The sequence below is a fragment of the Methanomassiliicoccales archaeon genome (assembly GCA_014361295.1).
GTDB lineage: Archaea > Thermoplasmatota > Thermoplasmata > Methanomassiliicoccales > JACIVX01 > JACIVX01.
The window spans coordinates 1,363,549-1,382,225 of record JACIVX010000001.1; the positions used below are offsets into that span (position 1 = coordinate 1,363,549).

The window sequence follows — 18,677 nt, forward strand, 5'->3', positions numbered from 1 at the left end:
TAAGACTACCGACTCTTTCTGAACCTCTCTACAAACGCCTCAGCGATGATGACTCCCATTATGCTCAGAAATGGCAATAGCACTGTGAGGTCAATGTTTCCAACTTCGACATTGATGGCAGATTCACCCTTGCTGGCGAGAACGTTCAAATAACTCTCTCCATATTGCCACGCGCCACCGACTGTAGCAAACAATTGATTGTTTTCGTAATGCCACAGTGTCGGACCTGTTCCCGGCGTACGACCAGGTGCTGCCCCAACGACCAATACAATGTCTAGATCATAATCTCCATCTGTATCACCGAGTTCGATATCCTTTACGTCGTAAACCCCATTATCTGGGCACATGATAGCTAGGGTTGTCGTATAGACCGGTCTGGGATCAAAGCTGCCGCCTGTTGTTTGTGTGAGGATAAAAAGTGTATTTCGATCGTCGCCGCCACCAACTCTTGCTGTAGCGACAGCGATATCTGGCCATCCATCTGGTTCATAATCGGCTAGCTGACGTCCAAGATCGCCAACCGCGATTGCCGTGATGTAATCAGGGGCTGTCCATGGTATTTTGTATGTATGTTGCGCATCCCAATACACGGCTCTTGCATAATGTCTGATGAGAAGCCGATCAACGTAGATTGTATCATTCACAGAGTCGGAGACGAGCCGGTTCATGTCGATGATTCTTATGTAATAGTAGGCATTGGGTGTGTAGGGCAAGTCAAAATTCAATTCTGTATCTGCAGTCACTGTGATCTTAGTCAAGTTAAAGAATGTGCTGTTGTCTGGTGAATATTGAAGCATGAACTCTTCGGAACTCTCGAGGCCCTTTCTGATCTCAATCGTAAGGTTATGATATTCTCTATTCTCGTTCTGTATTTCCCATTGCCAGCCCAACCAGCGTGTCTTGACAAATGTCACTTCAATCCACATATAATCGAATCTGACAGAATTCCCACCTGTGTCGTTATTCTTGAAGCGAATGTTGAGACTGTTAATCTTGTTCCAAGTGTTGACCCCATTTGCTAGAAGATCGAATTCGCTGACAGTGTTCGATTGTCCTGCCATGGGCTTTATTGTCGTATTCTGGAACTGCCCTCCTGCATATCCCCACATCACATAATCATTGGCATTGTAATTAGTGTCAACAGAATATTTGACCTTTAGGACAACCCTTGAGGGGATGCAGTTTTGGTAACTGGTATCAAGATTAAACTGTGATATGAACAGCTGTTCTCCTGCGTCGACATTATAATAGACACCGTCATCAGCTGTCAAATTTTGGAGTATCTCATGCGTTGTATCGTAGACTCCTTTGGACGTCGGCAACGAGGTGTACGGCGGATAATTATCATAAACTTCTGTCAAAGATTCGTAAATATCGTCGCTTGCGGTTAAATCAGACTTGCTGCCACTCCTTGACGCGCTTCCGTTTGGATCGAGTTGATACTCGACGACAGGATATCGATCAATAATCTCTGATGTGGAAGCCTGTGTGTAAAAAATTGTTACACTTTTATCAGCTGTGCTTGTTCTGATGATGTCTGGATACTGATCTAAATTCACATCTGCAACCCTCACACGTGGGATATATTGTACGTGATCCCACGGATTCTTCCCAGCTACTGAAGGTAAGCTTCTCAATGATGAAGCAGAACCGAACGCGGCATTCTGGCGCTGTTGAGCATCACCCGATGATCTACCCCATTGATTTAGCCAAACTTTTGTGTCGCCGGTTTCGTATACTGCGACAATATCATCGTAACCATCTCTATTGAAATCGCCAGTCGCAATGTCCATCGCGGCAGGATTTGTATTCTTATTAGCAGCATTGGAACTTATCCAATCCAATGTGCTGTATAAAGCCGTTTTTCTCCAGGTACCGTCATTCCAGAAAACGTAGATACCGCGATTGAAATACATTCCCCATGTATTCGTATAATCTGCATCGCTTGATCCTAATGCGGTTGTATAGACAACGACATGAATGAAGCTAGCAACAATATCGCCATCACCATCACTATCAAAGTCGCCCACTGCAATTGCACCACATAATTCGTAAATTGAAGAATAACCAGTTGCAAATCTTCCTAGTCTTGTGCTCCAAACCGTTGCATCTTCGTTGGCATTTCCAAGATCGCTGTTGTAGGCGGTCTGAGTGCCCGAATATGCGTCAAACGGCATCGTTACAGGTCTCGCGGAGGACCAACTCTTTCCATCTGGATCTAAATTCTCGTACCATACGATATTGGCATAATCGGGGTCCTGACACCCAACAACAACATCGAGGCGTCCGTCCCCATTGATGTCAGCTAGCGCCATGCCGATTGGTCCTTTGTTAGGGCTGTTGTCTATTATCGTTTCATCCCATTGTTCTCCACCTTTATACCAGGCAATCTTGTTATCTTCCCAGTAAGCCCCAGAATCGCTCCATGTAAATGAACCAGAACCCACGCTGGCGAGAATATCCATCGTTGTTAACGGAGCTGTGACGTTTATCTGGATGCACAGACTGTAATAAACCTCACCGGTTGTGGAGCCGCTACCAGTATCTGAAAATTGCAGGATCTTAAGATTATATGCATTTTTCTTAGGTAGCCACCAACCCTGATAAGCGTCTTTTAGCCCGACATAGAAAGTGTAAATTCCGTTATTTGACCCCTCATACGATGGTGTCGGGTTTGTGCCGGCTGTTTTGAATATGCTGCTCAGAGGAGCAGAATAAGTAGGTGGCGATGTATAAGAGGGCGGTATTTTCTTAATGATATATCTGCCAGAGTAATCGCTGATCTCAATATCGCTCATGTAAACAGTACTAGATAGAAGATCGACGTCCTTTGTTACAACTCTCACATACATGGTGTCAGTGTGATTGAAATCTGATGTTTGAATCAAAGAGTTGCCAACCAGTTTGTAAGTCAATATTTTCGGATAATTTACTGACGAGACCTGAATTGAATCCGCGATGTTAATAACCGTTCCTCGATTGTCTTTTAATATAAACTGAATTGGATAAATATAGGCAGATGACGGTGCATCGAAATAATACACATATCGATGGAATGTACCATAGATCCCTCCGTATTCAAATGCCTCCAAAGAAGATTGAGGAGTCATCGGCTCGCCCGTGATCGGGTGATACAGGAAGAAGCTGTTCTGCAATGCTAGATTTGCCAGCGCATCGCTATACAATTCAACCAGGACTCTCTCGTTTGGATTGAAGTTCCGAGTGATTGAATAGTCTGATGCCCTTCTTATATAGTAAAAAGTGGTTCCGACTCGACCCGTTTCTGAACCGCTTTCACCACCACTCGCATCAGGCGGATACGTCCCATTTACGAAATAATGACTGTAATTATAATATGGGCCATAAGTCGTCGTTCCCCCAGACGGCTTAAGTTGGACATTCAATGTAATCCTGGCAATTGCGGAATGTCCAGAGAGGTCGGATGCGCTAACAAAGACAATCTTCCCGTTCCAACTGATATCTGCAGTGAACTCTTGGGAAAGGAAAATTCCATCGTTATCAGAATCTTCAAGGGGAATGGATGCCGGCAGACCAATCGAAGTCGCATTCAAAATGACACTACTTCTATCGAGGTCCCCATCAGGGTCAGTAACAAAAGCGTAAAATCTGATAGGGTCAGTGTGATATGATGGACTCGGAGTCGTACCTCTCTCACCGATAATCGGTGGGAATTTCTCGGTTTCGCCTGCGAGAACTGAACTCCATACGACTGAGTTTTCGACATAGTCAATTATCATAATACTAAGTCGTGTTGACGAAGTGATACCTGTTAATTTATACGACCATGTCTCACCTGTCTCCCAGTATGTTCCAATGTTGTTCAGGCTATCGGATATATTAAGAGTTTTAATGTCATCGTTCACAGATAAGTAGATCTTTGTTTTAAACTCCGCGAGAGGTTGTCCCCCGCGATGAGTTATATTGATCCAGCACGTGCCGTCTGATGAGATCCGAGTTTCTGTCAAAAAATCGGCATTAACCTCTTTTGCAGGTGGCGGCATCGTGCCAACATACCAAAATACCCCAGAAAACAAAGTCACCGTTATAGCAAGTATCATAATGTTGCCAACGATCTCGGAAACCCCACTCCGCTCCCGAATCCTTGAAATGCGCTTACTCATCATGATACTATACCAACCTTTTGATTAATAAAAAGGTTCTCTCTTGATACCTGATGACACAACTCTCATATATTTTATAGATTGATTGTATATAAATATTGTGTGGTAATTATCATACGTCATATGTTTACTACCAAACCTCACGATTTCAAGAGGGAACAGTTGAACCAAACGAGTTTTTCCTTACATAGTTTCGAGCAGTAGGCAAGTCATCAATGATCATCGATGACTTTTGTAGATCTTTCTATCACCATATTCATCATTTGTGGATTTTAGTTGTCTTTTCAATTTTCGTTTGCTAATGAATAAAATCATACGGCCGTAATATGTACGTTACCAAACCATTGAACGACTACCTTAATAAAAACTGGGAACTGTTGATCTCGTTAAGTCGGAGGTTTTGAAAAATGGATCGAGGAAGCGTGTTGAGGCGAGTAGTTCACATGTTTACACCGGCTTTTCTCGTTTACTATTTTTTACCTGACCCTCTTTGGGTTGGAGGTCTTGAAAGAGAATCTGCGTTGCTCCTTCTTCTTTCAATCATCCTCGTTGCTGAGGCTCTACGCTTAATCTTTAAACCACGCATCATCGGTTTAAGAGAATATGAGCAATACCAGATATGTGCGGCAGTTTGGGCAGCTGTTGGCATGGCCCTTGCCTTTCTTTTCTTCCCTCTCGAATACTCGGCGCCAGTTCTCATGGGAATGGGCTGGGTTGATCCGCTCATTGGAGAGCTAAGAAAGAGAAAAAGTTATTTCTATCCACTGGCCCCCCTCATTGTCTATTTTGCAATTGCTTTTTCTTCAATGATTTATTTGATCGGGATGACCCCCTCGGTTTTCATCGCGGCGGTTGTTGCAACATTCCTTGCTGTTGGTATTGAAAGAATTAAATCAAGATTCGTCGACGATGATTTTCTTATGATCATTGTACCACTGATCGGAATCGCTATGACATTCGCTCTTGTCAAATAAATATGAAATATGAGGATTATCACCGCCCGAAAAACGATTTCTTTGGGTATCTCGTTATTCCCCTCTGAATGATTTGAATAGGGCCATTGTGGCAATTCTGAGCGTCCTCAATCCTATCGTGCACCTTATCGCAAACGAGACACTGATAGACCACTTTCATCCCTTTCCGGAAACTCCAAAGAGGTTTATAATACATTTGCAGGATGCAGCGATGCCAGCCTCACATTATTTCTTGGCTTCTGGCCTTTCTTATGCATGCTATCCTTTTATATTTTCACAATTCAATAAGGTACCGTATGAACAGGATCAAGGTTATCAACGACCCCTCTGATCTCGTACCGATGTTGAGGGCGGTTGATACCAAGGTGAAAAGGGAAGTACTCAAAGAAGTGACGCTTGAGTGGCGCACTTCGAAGGAGATTGAAGAAAAATTCGGTCCAGAAGGTAAAGAGGCGCTGAAATTCTTTGAGAAAATGAAGCTCGTTGAAACGAAGTGGCAATCAATCGCTGGATCTCATCCAGACAAAGCCTACCATACCTATTATACTTCATTCCATATCAACGCATCTTGGCCAGTGTACGAAATCAGCGATGTCCTAGCAGCCGCCATGATGTCTGAAGAAGAATTTCAAGAAATCGAGAGAAAAATTCTGGACCTTGTGGGGTCAGAGGGTAAATTCGCTGGTGACGTTGCCGAAGCCCTTGGTATCACGTCGACGATGTTGAAAAGTCTTGTCAAGCGCTCGGTCAAACTCGATTACCGTGGCCATAGGATTGAACGCATCAAAGACTGAATTTTGGAAGTTTTTGGATGACAGAGATTTGGGTGTTGAGACTCGGTCATCGCCCCGAGAGAGATAAAAGGATGACAACCCATGTAGCTCTGACAGCGCGAGCTTTCGGTGCGAAGGGAATCATCGTCACAACAAAGGATGAAAGATTAGAAGGAGGAATCCGAGGCGTTAATGAGCGATTCGGAGGAGACTTTGAAATAAGGACGGGGGTCAGCAACTGGAAAGAATTTATAAAGAAATTTGAGGGGGATGTCGTCCATCTGACGATGTACGGAATTCACATCGACGATGCGCTCCCCAAAATAAAGTCGGAAAAGTTGCTCATTGTCGTCGGTGCTGAAAAGGTCCCCGCGGAAATGTATGAGCTCGCAACCTTCAACGTCGCGGTAGGAAATCAGCCACATTCCGAAGTAGCAGCCTTAGCAGTATTTCTTGACAGATTTCTTAAAGGTGAAGGACTCAGAAAGGACTTCAAGGGGCGAATGAAAATCATCCCGTGCGAGAGAGGGAAGAAAGTTGTTAGCGATTCCGACTGAAGAAGAATGTCTTCGAATTCTGATCGAAGAGGGAGCGGATTCCAATGTCGTCGAACATTGTTGTGTGGTCAAAGAGGTGGCTAAGAGAATTGCAGAGTGTTGCGGCGCTAACATCAAACTTGTGATTGCCGGTGCGCTCCTTCATGATATTGGAAGAACGCGAACGCATGGCGTTGACCATGTAATCGAGGGTATGAAAATCGCCATGGAAAAGAATTTGCCTATTGAAATCGTGAGAATCATTCAGAGACATCTCGGCGCGGGGTTGACCGAGAAAGAAGCGGAGCTTCTCGGTTTTCCGCCGGGTATCTACATGCCAGAAACGCTCGAGGAAAAGATCGTCACGCACGCTGATAATCTCGTTGATGAGAAAGGTGTGAGGACGGTTTGGGACGCTTCTGCGGATTTCGAGAGGCGCGGTTTCCTCGACGCCGCGAAAAGAATGCGACTGATGCACGAAGAACTCTCTCGAATGTGCGGCAAGGATATCGACGAATTGCTTTTTCCTCTGAGGAGACGCATGAAGCTCAGCGGGTCGTGTACCGAGTATACTTCCCCGCAAGGTACGAATCCCTGAGTTTGTGATATTCTTCTGCATTTCTGGCGGCACGTTCTCTTATGCCTGGATCATCTTGTTTGACGATTTTTCCTGGGACGCCGACCACGATCGATTTCGGCGGTATTTTTGTCCCTGCAGTGATCAAAGCACCAGCACCGATAATGCACTCATCGCCGATGATCGCGCCGTTCAGAATCGTCGAGTGCATACCGATGATACAGTAATCACCGATCGTCGCGCCGTGAATGACAGCACCATGACCAATCGACACATCTTTCCCTATGATATTCGGTGAATCTTCATCGCCGTGAATCGTCACGTGTTCTTGGATATTCGAACCCTCGCCAACTGTTATCGCATTAAGATCTCCTCTTAAAACAGCATATGGCCAGATACTGACACCCTCTTCGATGGTGACGTTGCCGATAATGACCGCCGTAGGATCAATGAAGACTTTTCCTTTGATATTGATTGCCATGAACGCCCCGAATGAAGTAGAAAAGAAAAAACTTCTCCTTCTGTCTTTTTACTCTCTATAATTTCACAGGCGGTTTCTTGGTTGTCACCCTCTTTGGGAAATACTTGAGGATGATCACATCGCCGACGGCCTGGATCCATCGGTAAGGAATGTTAATAGCTTTCGAATCTTCGACGAGTAGCGGATTCGTCTCGCTAATGAAAAGGCCATCAATGCATTTCTTTTCCAGCTCGATGACAAGGTTATTGACATTCCCGACGAAGATTCCGTTCGGGGTGTAGACCTGCAACCCGATGAGTTCCGAAGCTTCCTCCAACATCAGCTATCCCTTTTCCATATGTCTGTTGCTTCTTAAAAAGCCTTCGGATTCTGATATATGAGTTAGACAAATCCCCATTAATCGATTGTTGAAGTCAATAAGGGAGAAAACTGCAATCGATACAATCTTTGGGCTCAGCCAACTACAATTATCCCTACTTTCTTCAGCTTATGAGGATTGATCATTCAAATCCTCGAACCGTTAGGCAGAAACTTTAATAAACGACATAATATTATCGGTTTTGTCTAAATCGAACACAACCGATAGGTGATCACATTATGGACGAACTGGAAGAGATTCGAAGGAGAAAACTTAAGGAATTAATGGAAGCGGCGGAAAAGCACACAGCCTCTCAATGGCCTCCAGAACCTGTCGAGATCAGCGACACTGAATTTGATAGCTTTACAAAAAAATACGACGTGGTTGTGGTGGATTGCTGGGCTCCATGGTGCGGCCCATGCCGGATGATTGCGCCTATCATAGATAGCTTGGCCAGAGAGCTTCAAGGGCGTGTTGCGTTCGGAAAACTGAACACCGATGAAAATCAAAGGACCGCCTTGCAGTATCGAATACAGGCCATCCCAACGCTCCTCGTTTTCAAGAATGGGAAGCTCGTCGACAGAATCGTTGGCGCTATTCCAAAAGACCAGATTATGAAAAGAATCCAGAAATTCATGTAGTGGCGTAGAAATGAAGGATGAGGAGCATCGAATAAGGCTCGAGAAACTTGAAGAGGAACTTGCTGAACTGGAGGCAAATCGGCCCGCCCATTCCCCCAAGCCGTCTCTCGAGATAAGAATTGATGAATTGCGCGATGAAATAGCCATCCTGAAAAAGAAGCTAGAGAAAAAATAGGGCCGATCCTCCAGACTTTTTGGGTTTGATCAAATTCTCGTATTGCATGGAACAACTGTTATAACGGCGCAACATCATTTTCATTTGATGAAGGATTTGGAAACGGATGTTGGGATCGTAGGATGCGGACCCGCTGGACTGCAGGCTGCTATTCATGCCGCGAGGAGCAAAGTGAAGGTTGTGATCATTGGCCATCCAGAGAGAAGCGCGCTGGTGAAGTCAAGAGTTGAGAATTACCTCGGGATCGAATCGGCGGAAGGCGAAGAAATCTTGAAAATGGGGGTAAATCAGGCAAAAAAATTTGGCGCACAAATTCTGGAGGAAGATGTGATCAAGCTGAGTAAGGATGAAAGGCGCTTTTTGATCGAGACCGACCATGAAAGAAAAATCATCGCCAAGGCGCTCATTCTGGCACCTGGCATTTCGAGAGTGAAACTTGGTATCAAGGGCGAAAAGGAATTCCTTGGTCGGGGTGTCAGTTACTGCGCATCGTGCGACTGCAATTTCTTCAAGGGCAAGAGGGTTGCGGTCATAGGTGATGAGAGCGTTGCCGCATCATCGGCGCTTCTTTTAAAAGATTACGCTAGCAAGGTCTTCTGGATATCAAAAGAAATGAAAGTTGCGAAACCGTTGCTCGATAAGATCAAATCGACGACGATCGAGATCATCTCGCCTGCAATGCCCGTTAGAATCTACGGTGACGAGGTTGTCACTGGTCTCGAACTGAATGACGGTCGGAAGCTCGATCTTGACGGCGTTTTCATCGAGCTCGGTGCAATGGGGTCGATCGAACTTGCGCTCGAAATCGGAATCATACCAGAGCCAAGTGGACTGATTTCCGTCGATAATGATTGTAAAACGGAGGTCGACGGCGTTTTCGCTTGTGGCGACGTGACTGGCCAACCATGGCAGCTGGCAAAGGCAGTCGGACAAGGCTGCATTGCAGGTCTTAAGGCAGCGGAGTTCGTCAAGAACCAGGAGGGTTAACGTTTCGATATGGCCCTTGAAAACGAATTGATCGCGGGGATACTTCGCGGTGAAGGCGGATTTAGAGAGGCTTTGAAGAAGGTGCTTGAAGAAGACCTCCAGATGAGCGTCCCTGAGTTCTGCGCGAAGACGGGACTCTCGATGAGCACAATTTACAAGATCATGCAGGAGAGGAGAGAGCCAAATCTGCGAACTGTGAGGAGTATTATTCTGGCAGTTCGCAAACTTGAGAAACATCCGACAGGCAATTTCATCGCTGTCATCGCAAGTAGGCCAGTTCTTGAAAAAATTGAGGAACGTACGATTAAAATCGGCGATAAAAACATCAGGGTTAAAGAATATCCTGCAGCGACGATGGAGGAAGCGATCATCTCTGCTGTAAGGGCCGAGAAAGACGGCGCCCTCGCCGTTGTCTGCGCGCCCATCGTCGCTCCAACGGTCGAAAAGATCCTCTCAGTGCCCGTGACAGTTGTGATTCCGCACGACTCTGTGTTGAGGGCAATTGAGATAGCGGCGAAAAAGGTTTATTGAGTCAGGTCGATGGTGCTGGCCTGACAACCTCTCTTTCTAGTTCTGCCAGAATGTGTTTTCTGAGCGATGCAAATTCGACGCTCGCTCTGTCTCTAGGACGAGGCATCGTGATATCGAAGATCTCTTTAATCGTTCCCGGACGTGCCGTCATGACGACGATGCGATCAGCCAAATAGACCGCCTCATCGACCGAATGCGTCACGAAAAGCACGGTTTTCTTTGTCTCAGACCATATGCGCAGGAGCTCTTTCTGCATCATGTTTCGTGTCTGCGCATCAAGCGCCCCAAACGGTTCATCCATCAGAAGAATTTTTGGATCATTGGCAAGTGCGCGCGCGATCCCCACCCGCTGTTTCATACCACCGGAGAGTTCGTATGGATGCGAATCCTCGAAACCTTTCAAGCCGACGAGTTCGATGTATTTATCGGAAATCGCTTTTCGCTCTTCTTTCGGCACTTTCTTGATTTCAAGTCCAAACTCAATGTTTTTCCTGACCGTTCGCCACGGAAACAGAGCGAACTCTTGAAACACCATACCGCGATCGGAACCTGGTCCAGCAATCTCGACGCCATCAAGTTTCACAGAGCCAGACGTCTTTGTTTCGAGTCCGGCCACGATGCGTAGGAGCGTCGTCTTACCGCAGCCGGAAGGGCCGAGAACGCAGACAAATTCGTGATCCTTAACCTCGAGGGTGAAATCGGTGATCGCAACGAGTTCCTCATCATCCTTGGGAAATCTTTTTTCAAGTTTCTCGATGGTCAGCGTCATTTCATCCCCATCAATCGCGACAAATACTGCTCAATATACCTGCTGATACCCACCGTCAAAATCCCGAGAATTGCGATAACGACCATTCCAGCATACATGTATTCGTATTTACCAAGCTGCTCCATGAAGTAGATATAATAACCAACTCCACCTCCTACAGCGCCGATCATTTCCGCAGCCACGATACACATCCAGCCAATACCTAAACCGATCGTGATGCCGGTCATGAGAAAAGGAACGGTTGATGGAAAAATCACTTTTGTAAATAGTCTTATCCGATCGGCACCAAGCGTACGCGCCGCATCTATAAGTGTTGGATCGACCGATTTCACGCCAAAGATGACGTTCGAGAGAAGAGGGAAGAAGACGCCAATGAAGATGACCATAACCGGACCCCAAAAGAGCTTGAAGATGAGGAGAAATACCGGCACCCATGCAATCGGGGGTATAGGTCTGAAAACCTCGATCACTGGCTTTGCGACAGTTTCTGCTGTCCTGAAGAATCCCATCATCAAACCCAGTGGGACTGCAACACAAAATGCGAGGACAAAACCGAGGAGAAACCGCTGGAGGCTTGATGCGATGTTATCGCCCATCGTGATGCCAAGGGATGGAGCTGGCGTACGAAATGAATCGACAAACGCCTGGAAGACTTCATAGGGTCCAGGCAAGTATGCACGGTTGATAATTATTGAAAAAAGCCACCACACAATCAGGAATCCAGCCAGGGAAAGGGGTGTGATCCATAAAATCCGAAAAGTCCCGGTCTCAGAGATCTTCCTCCATTTCTTTTTCAGCCTTTCCCAGGGTGAGCTCATCTGCATCCCTTATTGAATCAAAAAAGAAAAAGGTTTGTAGGGACGCTACGTCCCCTTGAGTTTGAGCTTGTAGCCGTGCTCGTTTGCGTAGAACATCAACAACAGATGCTGTATCGAGCCAGGTCCCGGTGTCGCGATCGTCTGACCGTCGAGTTCGTCGAAGCTCGCGATCCCAGCTTTGGCGATGATCGCCGAACCACCGCTGTTGACCAGTGAAACGATTTCGATCTGGATGTTCGCATTGATGCGTTTCAGGAGTGCTGGCGGGCTTCCGAGATATCCCATGTCGATTTCATCTCGAGCGAAACCGTCCATCAGGAACGCACCGTTTGCATAAGGCAGAGGCGATTGAATCTCGACACCATACTTTTCAAACAACGTCTTCCCGCCCCAGAGCGTTTCGTTCATTGCCACAGCTCTCGCGAACTGATGGAGATCGCCCATCAGGTATCCCAGTTTCACGGTGCCGAGAATCGTGTCGCTCGGCTCAACGGCCATCGCTTTTTCCAAATAACTCGTGTTGACGATCGAATTGACAAAAGCCGTCACATTCGGGTATCCGCCGAGGGAAGTAATTTGCCCTAGATCGGCGAACATTGAAGTATAGTTTTCAAACCATTTCTTCACTTGTTCTGTAATCTCATAGTTGAATTCGATGTGTTCAATCGCCGACTCGACGACCGTTGTATTTCTGTCACTGAACTGTGCACCGATCTCCAAAAGTTTCGTGTAATTATCACCGCCATTTTCAATCGTTTCGATGATCCAGTTCGTCGCATCGATGTGCGCCCTGATAACTCTTGCAACGAGATCGTTATTCTTCGCAACTTCCGAATCAGCAAAACTCTTCTTCACGGCGATGACGCAGCAGGGATGATGCGGCCATATGTCGTTAGACCAGGCGATAACGGTGGCGGTACCGTCAACTAAGGAATCAGAAACATAAGGTTCCCAGCTGACAGCTCCTTGGACGGTGTTGGTCTGCAGCGCAGCACGCTGGTTCGCTGGTGCGATGGCACTCCAATATACGACTTTTTCCTCCGCGGCTGGCTTGTACAAAACAGCCGCGGATACAACGGCGAGAATTGCAATAATCGCAATAATAACTGCATAGATTGCCGATCGCTTCATAAGTTCACCGATTTCAATACTTTAACGGGTCTATAAATGGTTTCTCCCTAGAAGGATAAAAATTGGCCTATTTGTACATTTTTTTCTTCACAATTCTACATAATGGTATTCGACAGGCTGATCTCGAAGGACCAACAACGGCTGTAGTGCTGAGGCTTCACTCTTGGACCGGCTGGTTACTGATTCTTAATTGAGATTAAGATCGCGATGTTTATCTACATTTCAAATCCATTTCATTTATCAACGGCGCATTTTTGGATTTTTTTGATGTCTTTTAAAAAAAGAATCACATTGCCGAAAGAAAAAAATTAATAAGCTTTAATAATCTCGAGTTATCCGATATTATGTTCCAGCTCAACGTCGTAAGCAACACACCACTAACGCCGATTAATGATGTCGATGAAGTTGCCACAGAATTCCTCAAGCAGATAGGTTATCTGCCAATGAATTTCGATCCCAAGAAGAAAAGGGGAAATTCAACAGAAGGAATTCCCTATAAGCTCTTTGTAGAGTGTTTCATGAAAAATATGAAACGTGTTTGGCTTGTTGAAGAGCTGGCAATTTATCTCAAAACGACAAAACCCACAGTCTACAGACATCTCAATAAATTAAAATCGATGGATTTGATTGAAGAAGTTGAGACTGTGCGCGATGGGCAGACAAAGAAGGGATACCGCATTCGATATGGCGATCTGCGAAAGGCATGGAGCTTCACCGAGGCAAATGTACAAATGGCGATGGAAAATTACCGCAAGACGGTCGATCATCTCCAGAAATTGATCGAGGAGGCGAGGTAGATGTCGGGCAAAGAGATCGAACCAAATCTCACAAAGGGTTCGAAGTGCAGGGTGATCAGCAGGGGCGGCGAAGGGCAGCCGTTATTGACAACTGGTGAATTCAAAGGGTACGTTGCATTCGGACATGATACGGCCATCAGTATTGAACTGGATGATTCTCATGGAGAAGAAGCGGGGAGAATCAGATTGATTCCCTGCATTGCGGTTCTTTCGATTGATCTGTTGCAGTTGAAAAGAGAGGAAGAGAAAAAGGAAAGCGAGGAGAGAGAGGTTTACTTCAGGTAAATGCGGTCAAATGATGAATCCTTATAGGCGGGATGATTCAGGAATTAATCAGGTAGATCAAAATCGGTCGAGTTACCATGAAGCCCTGATCAGGCAGATCGTCGAGGGTGTAATCAAGGATAGAAAGAGTCTCCAGACCGCGAAGATTGTGCTTGCAAGGCAATTCAACCTCAGCGAAATACCGCCTAACTCGGAAACTCTGGCAGTTGCGGACGAGGACGAATATCCATTGGTTTTGAGGTTATTGCGAAGGAAGCCTATGAGAACTCTGAGCGGCGTGGCGGTCGTCGCTGTAATGACTTCACCCGCGCCGTGTCCGCATGGTAAATGTATCTACTGCCCTGGCGGGGTCGAATACGGATCCCCGCAATCCTACACGGGAAAGGAACCAGCGGCAAGGAGAGCCTCTGCCAACGATTTTGATGCATTTCGACAGGTGAGAAGCAGAATCGCACAGCTCGAGGCTATCGGCCATCCAACCGACAAGATCGATCTAATTATCATGGGCGGGACATTTACAACGCGCCCTAGGGAATACCAAATGTCATTTGTGAAAGGATGTTTTGATGCCTTGAATTCGAAAAGCAGTGAGTCGCTCGAGGAAGCGCATGAGATCAATGAAACGGCTGATCATCGATGTATCGGAATGACCGTCGAGACAAGGCCAGATTCATTTGATCGAGAGAAAGCGGAATTCTCGATGTATCTTGGTGCCACGAGGGTTGAGTTTGGCGTACAGATACTTGATGACGAGATCCTAAGCGCGGTGAAAAGAGGACACGGTGTTTCGGAGGTCGTGAAAGCAACACGCATCGCAAAGGAACTGGGGCTCAAGGTCTGTTACCATATCATGCCTGGTCTGCCTGGCTCGACAAGAGAAAAGGACATCGCGAGTTTTTCGATGATGTTCGAGGATGAAAGATTTCGGCCTGATATGCTGAAGATCTATCCGACGCTTGTGGTTAAGGGGACACCGCTTTACGATCTATGGAAAGATGGAAAATACAGGCCCTATTCCACCGAAGAAGCGGTGGAAGTCATTGCTGAAATGAAAAAAATTGTGCCACCATATGTCCGCATCCAGAGGATTCAGAGAGATATACCTGTGCCGCTGATCGAGGCAGGGGTCGACAAGGGGCACTTGAGGGAACTTGTCAGAGAGAAAATGAAGAAAGATGGAGCGAGTTGTCGGTGCATCAGATGCAGAGAAGTAGGATTACTCGGCGTTGAGCTTAACGAACAATTGCATGCAGAACTCGAGATCATCAAATACCGGGCTTCAGGCGGTGACGAGTATTTCATTTCCTATGAAATTCCAGATCGGAACGCAGTTGTCGGCTATGCAAGGCTAAGACTCAATGATTCGCCATTGAACAAGTTCGCGTCTCTGAGAGAATTAAAGGTTTTCGGCCAGATGTTGCCCGTCGGTCAAAGCGGAGAATCCTGGCAACATCGGGGTTTTGGCAGACAGCTGATGGCCGAGGCGGAGCGAATCGCGCGCGAAAGAGGTTGCGAGGAAATCAAGGTTACAAGTGGTGTCGGCGTCAGGCGATACTATTCCTCACTCGGATACGTGCGGGATGGCGTATATATGGCAAAAAAGCTCTGATCACTTGCGACTCAAAAACCAATATTTTTATTTCATAGTGCTGATACTTAATTTGGTGTTTTATTGGGGTGTATCAGCTGCGGCGAGAAAACGGGCGAGAATGTATTATTATGCAGAGCATGTTCTGAACGACTGAAGGACCCCTTTTCTCTTTTGCCGTCGCTTCTCGATCCGACCGCGGATATAAGGTTAAATCATTTTTGCAGCGTATCGATGAGGATCGGCCCTTTCTCCAATTCTGACATTACCTTCGGCAAAGGCCTCGAGATGATCACAAGGTTGAGAGAGCTTCTGATGTCAAATCATAAAGATCAGTTGCCAATTCTCATTGATCGATATCTCTCGATGCTCGGTATTGATCTCAGATTAAGTGGTGACGAACGTTTGCCGCGAAGAGGTATCTTGCGTCAGATCGTTGATGTGACTTCAGATTTGGCTTTTTCCGGTGAATCATGGGCACGTGCTTCGATCCGATTGGGCAATATTGAGGCACTTACAGCCAGAGAGATGATGAAACTGCCAATTGAACCATCGGTTTCGATCCCTTATGCGAAATCGATGGCGGAAAATGCAATGAAACGCTATGAGCGCGGTGCGCTTTCTTCCTCTCTCAAAAAAATAACTGAGGTGAATAAAGCGATCATTCTTCATTTTATCGGATCAAGCGATGATGCGATCAAAAGGCTCGATCAATTCCTCGATTCTGAGGATTTTGTCGATGAGAAGAATCATATCCTGATATGGAAGGCCAACATTTTCTTAGATTTGGGTAGGGATGCGGAAGCGATCAAAGTCATCGGAGAATTGCCGAAGGAGTTTCATGAAAAGAGAGTTGAGAAACTCCGTTTGCTCTTGGGCGGATTGAAATGAAAGAAATGGAAGAAATCCTCGAGGAACGGCTTGACGCGAGAATCTCCGATGCGCTGAGGACATTAAATGATGAGGAATTCAAGGATATCGTCGTCGAATTACTCACCCTTATGGAACTCAGGATTACTGGAGCGATTTCTTCTGACAATACTGTGTTTGTCGAAGGCGAAGGCAAGGAAGGAAAATATCTTGTCATGGTTTCCAAACGTGCTAGCGATGCGTCTACGGAAGGACTCAAGAAGATCAAGGAAAAGGCAGAGCTTGAGGGAAGACGCCCTGCTCTGATCGTTTTGGGTGATTTTGATGAAGATGCGCAGCAATTTGCAGCCGCTAATGAGATCGCATACGCAGATCGGCCGCGTTTTCTCTTATTGTTAAAAAAATTTGGAATTGGGGAGAAATTACTCAAAGAAATTGACCGTCGCATACTCGAGCGGGAAGGCGTGAGGTATCTTCCGAGTATCGGGAGATTTGACATGGCGTTCGGTGCGGCGGAAGAGGCAATTAGGCAGAAGAATTACGAGAAAGCGCTCGTATACTTAGAAGACGCACTGCGATTAAAGCCAGATCATTTCGTTGCCTGGCAAAAGAAAGCGATCGTTCTGGTAGAAGTGGGAAGGAATGAAAAGGCATTAGAGGCCTGCAGGAAAGCGGTAGAGCTGAAGCCAGATGACGCATATTCGTGGTATCTGCTTGGAGTTATCCTCAGCAGGTTTGGTGATTTTAAGGGCGAATTAAATGCATACGATAACGCGTTGAAATTGTCACCTCGGATGCATTCAGCACTTCTTAACAAAGGCGCCGCACTCTACCAGCTCGGCATGTTTGACGAAGCTCTCAGTGTATATGAAACGATGCTCAAATCATACCCGGGGCATGCTCAAGCCCTCAACAATCGCGGCCTCGCTCTCAAAGCCCTTGGTCGATTGAATGACGCGCTTCAGTCCTTCGAGCTCGCGATCAAGAATGATCCGAAGAATCTCGAGGCGTTGATCAATCGCGCATCTCTTCTATTAGAACTCGGCATGGTCAGCGAAGCTGTCGATGCCTGGCAGGAAGTCGTTAGGGTCGAGGGTGGTAAGGCGGAGTTTTGGCTAAATCTTGGGAGGGCGCAGAAGGCGGCAGGTCTTTTCGAAGATGCCGCCAAGTCGTTCGGCGTTGCCCTTGATCTGAATCCAAATCTTTCTGAAGCGGTTAGCGAGCGTGATGAGGCGCTAGCGGCGGCGGATACGATTGTTCCACCTGAAAAGAAAAGAGAGATGGGCATAGCTAGAGAGTTTTTGAACGCAGCGATCCTGCTTCGAGCGATGGGAAAGCCAGAGCAGGCACTGGTCGAGATCGAAAAATGTCTCAAGATCGAACCTTTGACGCCAGAGGCGCATCGACTGCGCGGCGAGTTGCTTCTCGATCTCGGGCGACTCGAGGAAGCGCTCGTCTCTATCAAAGAGAGCGTCAGAGAGATTCCAGGAGATATTTTCAATCTTCTTGATCTCGAGGCAATTATCTATCGCCTTGGGAGAAAAGAGGAGTGTCTAAAAATCCTAGACGGTCTTCGCGACTCCGTTGAATCTGATGCCAGGCGATCGCTTCTCTTATTTGAAATGAATCGCCTCGAGCGCCTTGATTTCTCTCTTGTGAAAGATGAAACATGGATTATGCGTGAGCTGCGCATTCTTCTGCTGATTGCCTCTGGAAAATACAGGGAGGCCGCCGAGGAAATCGAGAAGATCATAGCTAAGGGGGAGATCACGCCTGAGTTGATGAATAATCTTGGCGTATGCTATCGCCTTCTGGGAGATTTCGAGCGATCTGCAAAGGCGTTCAGAGATGCGATATCGCTCGCTCCGGCGTATGCCGATGCGTGGAACAACCTTGGATGTGTTAATTATCTGCAAGCGGATTATAAGCAAGCGTTAAAATGCTTTGAAGAAGCGCTGTTGCTCGAGAAGCGCCCTTCATTCCTTCTTAACAAAGGGATGTGCCAGCTCGCAATCGACGATCTCGAAGGGGCAAACGATTCTTTTATTTCCGCGTTGCGTCTTGAGCAGAGTCCCGACGTGCTCAATTGCCTCGGAATTGTGGCGGAGAGGAAAAAGGAGTTTATTAGGGCTCTTGAGTTTTACAACGCGGCGCTTGAAAAGAATCCAAAATTTCACGATGCGATTGTGAATCGCGATCGTGTGCTAGGTCTTGTCAAAGAGGGCAAAAGATAAAGTTCTCAAG

19 protein-coding genes are annotated in these 18,677 nt (G+C 46.5%); 13 read left to right on the top strand and 6 right to left on the bottom strand.

Annotated features, from left to right (window positions below):
* Positions 1–5 precede the first annotated feature (5 nt).
* Positions 6–4,145: a VCBS repeat-containing protein gene (locus tag H5T41_06740; protein ID MBC7108464.1), complete on the bottom strand. Its 4,140-nt coding sequence runs from the start codon at positions 4,143–4,145 to the stop codon at positions 6–8.
* Between the two features lie 404 nt (positions 4,146–4,549).
* On the opposite strand from H5T41_06740, the gene H5T41_06745 reads away from it, so the two are divergent.
* From H5T41_06745 to H5T41_06760, 4 genes are all read left to right on the top strand, one after another.
* Positions 4,550–5,116, top strand: coding sequence for a hypothetical protein (locus H5T41_06745; protein ID MBC7108465.1), 567 nt, complete (start codon positions 4,550–4,552; stop codon positions 5,114–5,116).
* A 296-nt stretch (positions 5,117–5,412) separates the two neighbouring features.
* Positions 5,413–5,910 carry an ArsR family transcriptional regulator gene (locus H5T41_06750; protein ID MBC7108466.1) on the top strand — a complete coding sequence of 166 codons (498 nt, stop codon included), beginning with the start codon at positions 5,413–5,415 and terminating at the stop codon, positions 5,908–5,910.
* A gap of 17 nt (positions 5,911–5,927) precedes the next feature.
* The gene (locus H5T41_06755) at positions 5,928–6,446 is read left to right on the top strand and encodes a tRNA (cytidine(56)-2'-O)-methyltransferase (GenBank protein ID MBC7108467.1); all 519 of its coding nucleotides are present in this window, start codon (positions 5,928–5,930) and stop codon (positions 6,444–6,446) included.
* On the top strand, positions 6,427–7,023 hold the full coding sequence (locus tag H5T41_06760) for an HDIG domain-containing protein (GenBank protein ID MBC7108468.1): 597 nt from the start codon (positions 6,427–6,429) through the stop codon (positions 7,021–7,023). Before H5T41_06755 ends, H5T41_06760 begins: the two co-directional genes overlap by 20 nt.
* On the opposite strand, the gene H5T41_06765 is transcribed toward H5T41_06760, so the two are convergent.
* Together H5T41_06765 and H5T41_06770 are read right to left on the bottom strand one after the other, a co-directional pair.
* Positions 6,974–7,483 carry a gamma carbonic anhydrase family protein gene (locus H5T41_06765; GenBank protein ID MBC7108469.1) on the bottom strand — a complete coding sequence of 170 codons (510 nt, stop codon included), beginning with the start codon at positions 7,481–7,483 and terminating at the stop codon, positions 6,974–6,976. The two genes, H5T41_06760 and H5T41_06765, sit on opposite strands and share 50 nt — an antisense overlap.
* 55 nt (positions 7,484–7,538) lie before the next feature.
* Positions 7,539–7,802, bottom strand: a complete 264-nt coding sequence (locus H5T41_06770) for a PRC-barrel domain-containing protein (GenBank protein MBC7108470.1) — start codon at positions 7,800–7,802, stop codon at positions 7,539–7,541.
* A gap of 278 nt (positions 7,803–8,080) precedes the next feature.
* Between H5T41_06770 and trxA the strand changes: the two genes are divergently transcribed.
* The 4 genes from trxA to H5T41_06790 all read left to right on the top strand — a co-directional run bounded on the left by trxA (position 8,081) and on the right by H5T41_06790 (position 10,175).
* Positions 8,081–8,482 (top strand): thioredoxin, encoded by a 402-nt coding sequence (gene trxA / locus H5T41_06775; GenBank protein MBC7108471.1) that lies wholly within the window; start codon positions 8,081–8,083, stop codon positions 8,480–8,482.
* A 10-nt stretch (positions 8,483–8,492) separates the two neighbouring features.
* The gene (locus H5T41_06780; GenBank protein ID MBC7108472.1) at positions 8,493–8,657 is read left to right on the top strand and encodes a histidine kinase; all 165 of its coding nucleotides are present in this window, start codon (positions 8,493–8,495) and stop codon (positions 8,655–8,657) included.
* Between the two features lie 87 nt (positions 8,658–8,744).
* Positions 8,745–9,644, top strand: a complete 900-nt coding sequence (locus H5T41_06785) for an FAD-dependent oxidoreductase (GenBank protein ID MBC7108473.1) — start codon at positions 8,745–8,747, stop codon at positions 9,642–9,644.
* A gap of 9 nt (positions 9,645–9,653) precedes the next feature.
* Positions 9,654–10,175 carry a transcriptional regulator gene (locus H5T41_06790; GenBank protein ID MBC7108474.1) on the top strand — a complete coding sequence of 174 codons (522 nt, stop codon included), beginning with the start codon at positions 9,654–9,656 and terminating at the stop codon, positions 10,173–10,175.
* Between the two features lies 1 nt (position 10,176).
* Here the strand turns inward: H5T41_06790 and H5T41_06795 are convergent, their stop codons facing one another.
* The 3 genes from H5T41_06795 to H5T41_06805 are packed head-to-tail and all read right to left on the bottom strand — an operon-like array spanning position 10,177 to position 12,893.
* Positions 10,177–10,944 carry an ABC transporter ATP-binding protein gene (locus tag H5T41_06795; protein ID MBC7108475.1) on the bottom strand — a complete coding sequence of 256 codons (768 nt, stop codon included), beginning with the start codon at positions 10,942–10,944 and terminating at the stop codon, positions 10,177–10,179.
* The gene (locus H5T41_06800; protein MBC7108476.1) at positions 10,941–11,762 is read right to left on the bottom strand and encodes an ABC transporter permease; all 822 of its coding nucleotides are present in this window, start codon (positions 11,760–11,762) and stop codon (positions 10,941–10,943) included. Before H5T41_06800 ends, H5T41_06795 begins: the two co-directional genes overlap by 4 nt.
* 45 nt (positions 11,763–11,807) lie before the next feature.
* Positions 11,808–12,893, bottom strand: coding sequence for an ABC transporter substrate-binding protein (locus H5T41_06805; protein MBC7108477.1), 1,086 nt, complete (start codon positions 12,891–12,893; stop codon positions 11,808–11,810).
* 344 nt (positions 12,894–13,237) lie between these two features.
* On the opposite strand from H5T41_06805, the gene H5T41_06810 reads away from it, so the two are divergent.
* The 5 genes from H5T41_06810 to H5T41_06830 all read left to right on the top strand — a co-directional run bounded on the left by H5T41_06810 (position 13,238) and on the right by H5T41_06830 (position 18,667).
* Positions 13,238–13,690 carry a helix-turn-helix transcriptional regulator gene (locus H5T41_06810; GenBank protein MBC7108478.1) on the top strand — a complete coding sequence of 151 codons (453 nt, stop codon included), beginning with the start codon at positions 13,238–13,240 and terminating at the stop codon, positions 13,688–13,690.
* The gene (locus H5T41_06815) at positions 13,691–13,975 is read left to right on the top strand and encodes a hypothetical protein (protein ID MBC7108479.1); all 285 of its coding nucleotides are present in this window, start codon (positions 13,691–13,693) and stop codon (positions 13,973–13,975) included.
* Between the two features lie 13 nt (positions 13,976–13,988).
* Complete coding sequence (locus tag H5T41_06820) at positions 13,989–15,584, top strand: tRNA uridine(34) 5-carboxymethylaminomethyl modification radical SAM/GNAT enzyme Elp3 (protein ID MBC7108480.1); 1,596 nt, start codon at positions 13,989–13,991, stop codon at positions 15,582–15,584.
* 63 nt (positions 15,585–15,647) lie between these two features.
* Positions 15,648–16,454: a hypothetical protein gene (locus H5T41_06825; protein MBC7108481.1), complete on the top strand. Its 807-nt coding sequence runs from the start codon at positions 15,648–15,650 to the stop codon at positions 16,452–16,454.
* Positions 16,451–18,667 carry a tetratricopeptide repeat protein gene (locus H5T41_06830; protein ID MBC7108482.1) on the top strand — a complete coding sequence of 739 codons (2,217 nt, stop codon included), beginning with the start codon at positions 16,451–16,453 and terminating at the stop codon, positions 18,665–18,667. Before H5T41_06825 ends, H5T41_06830 begins: the two co-directional genes overlap by 4 nt.
* Positions 18,668–18,677 lie beyond the last annotated feature (10 nt).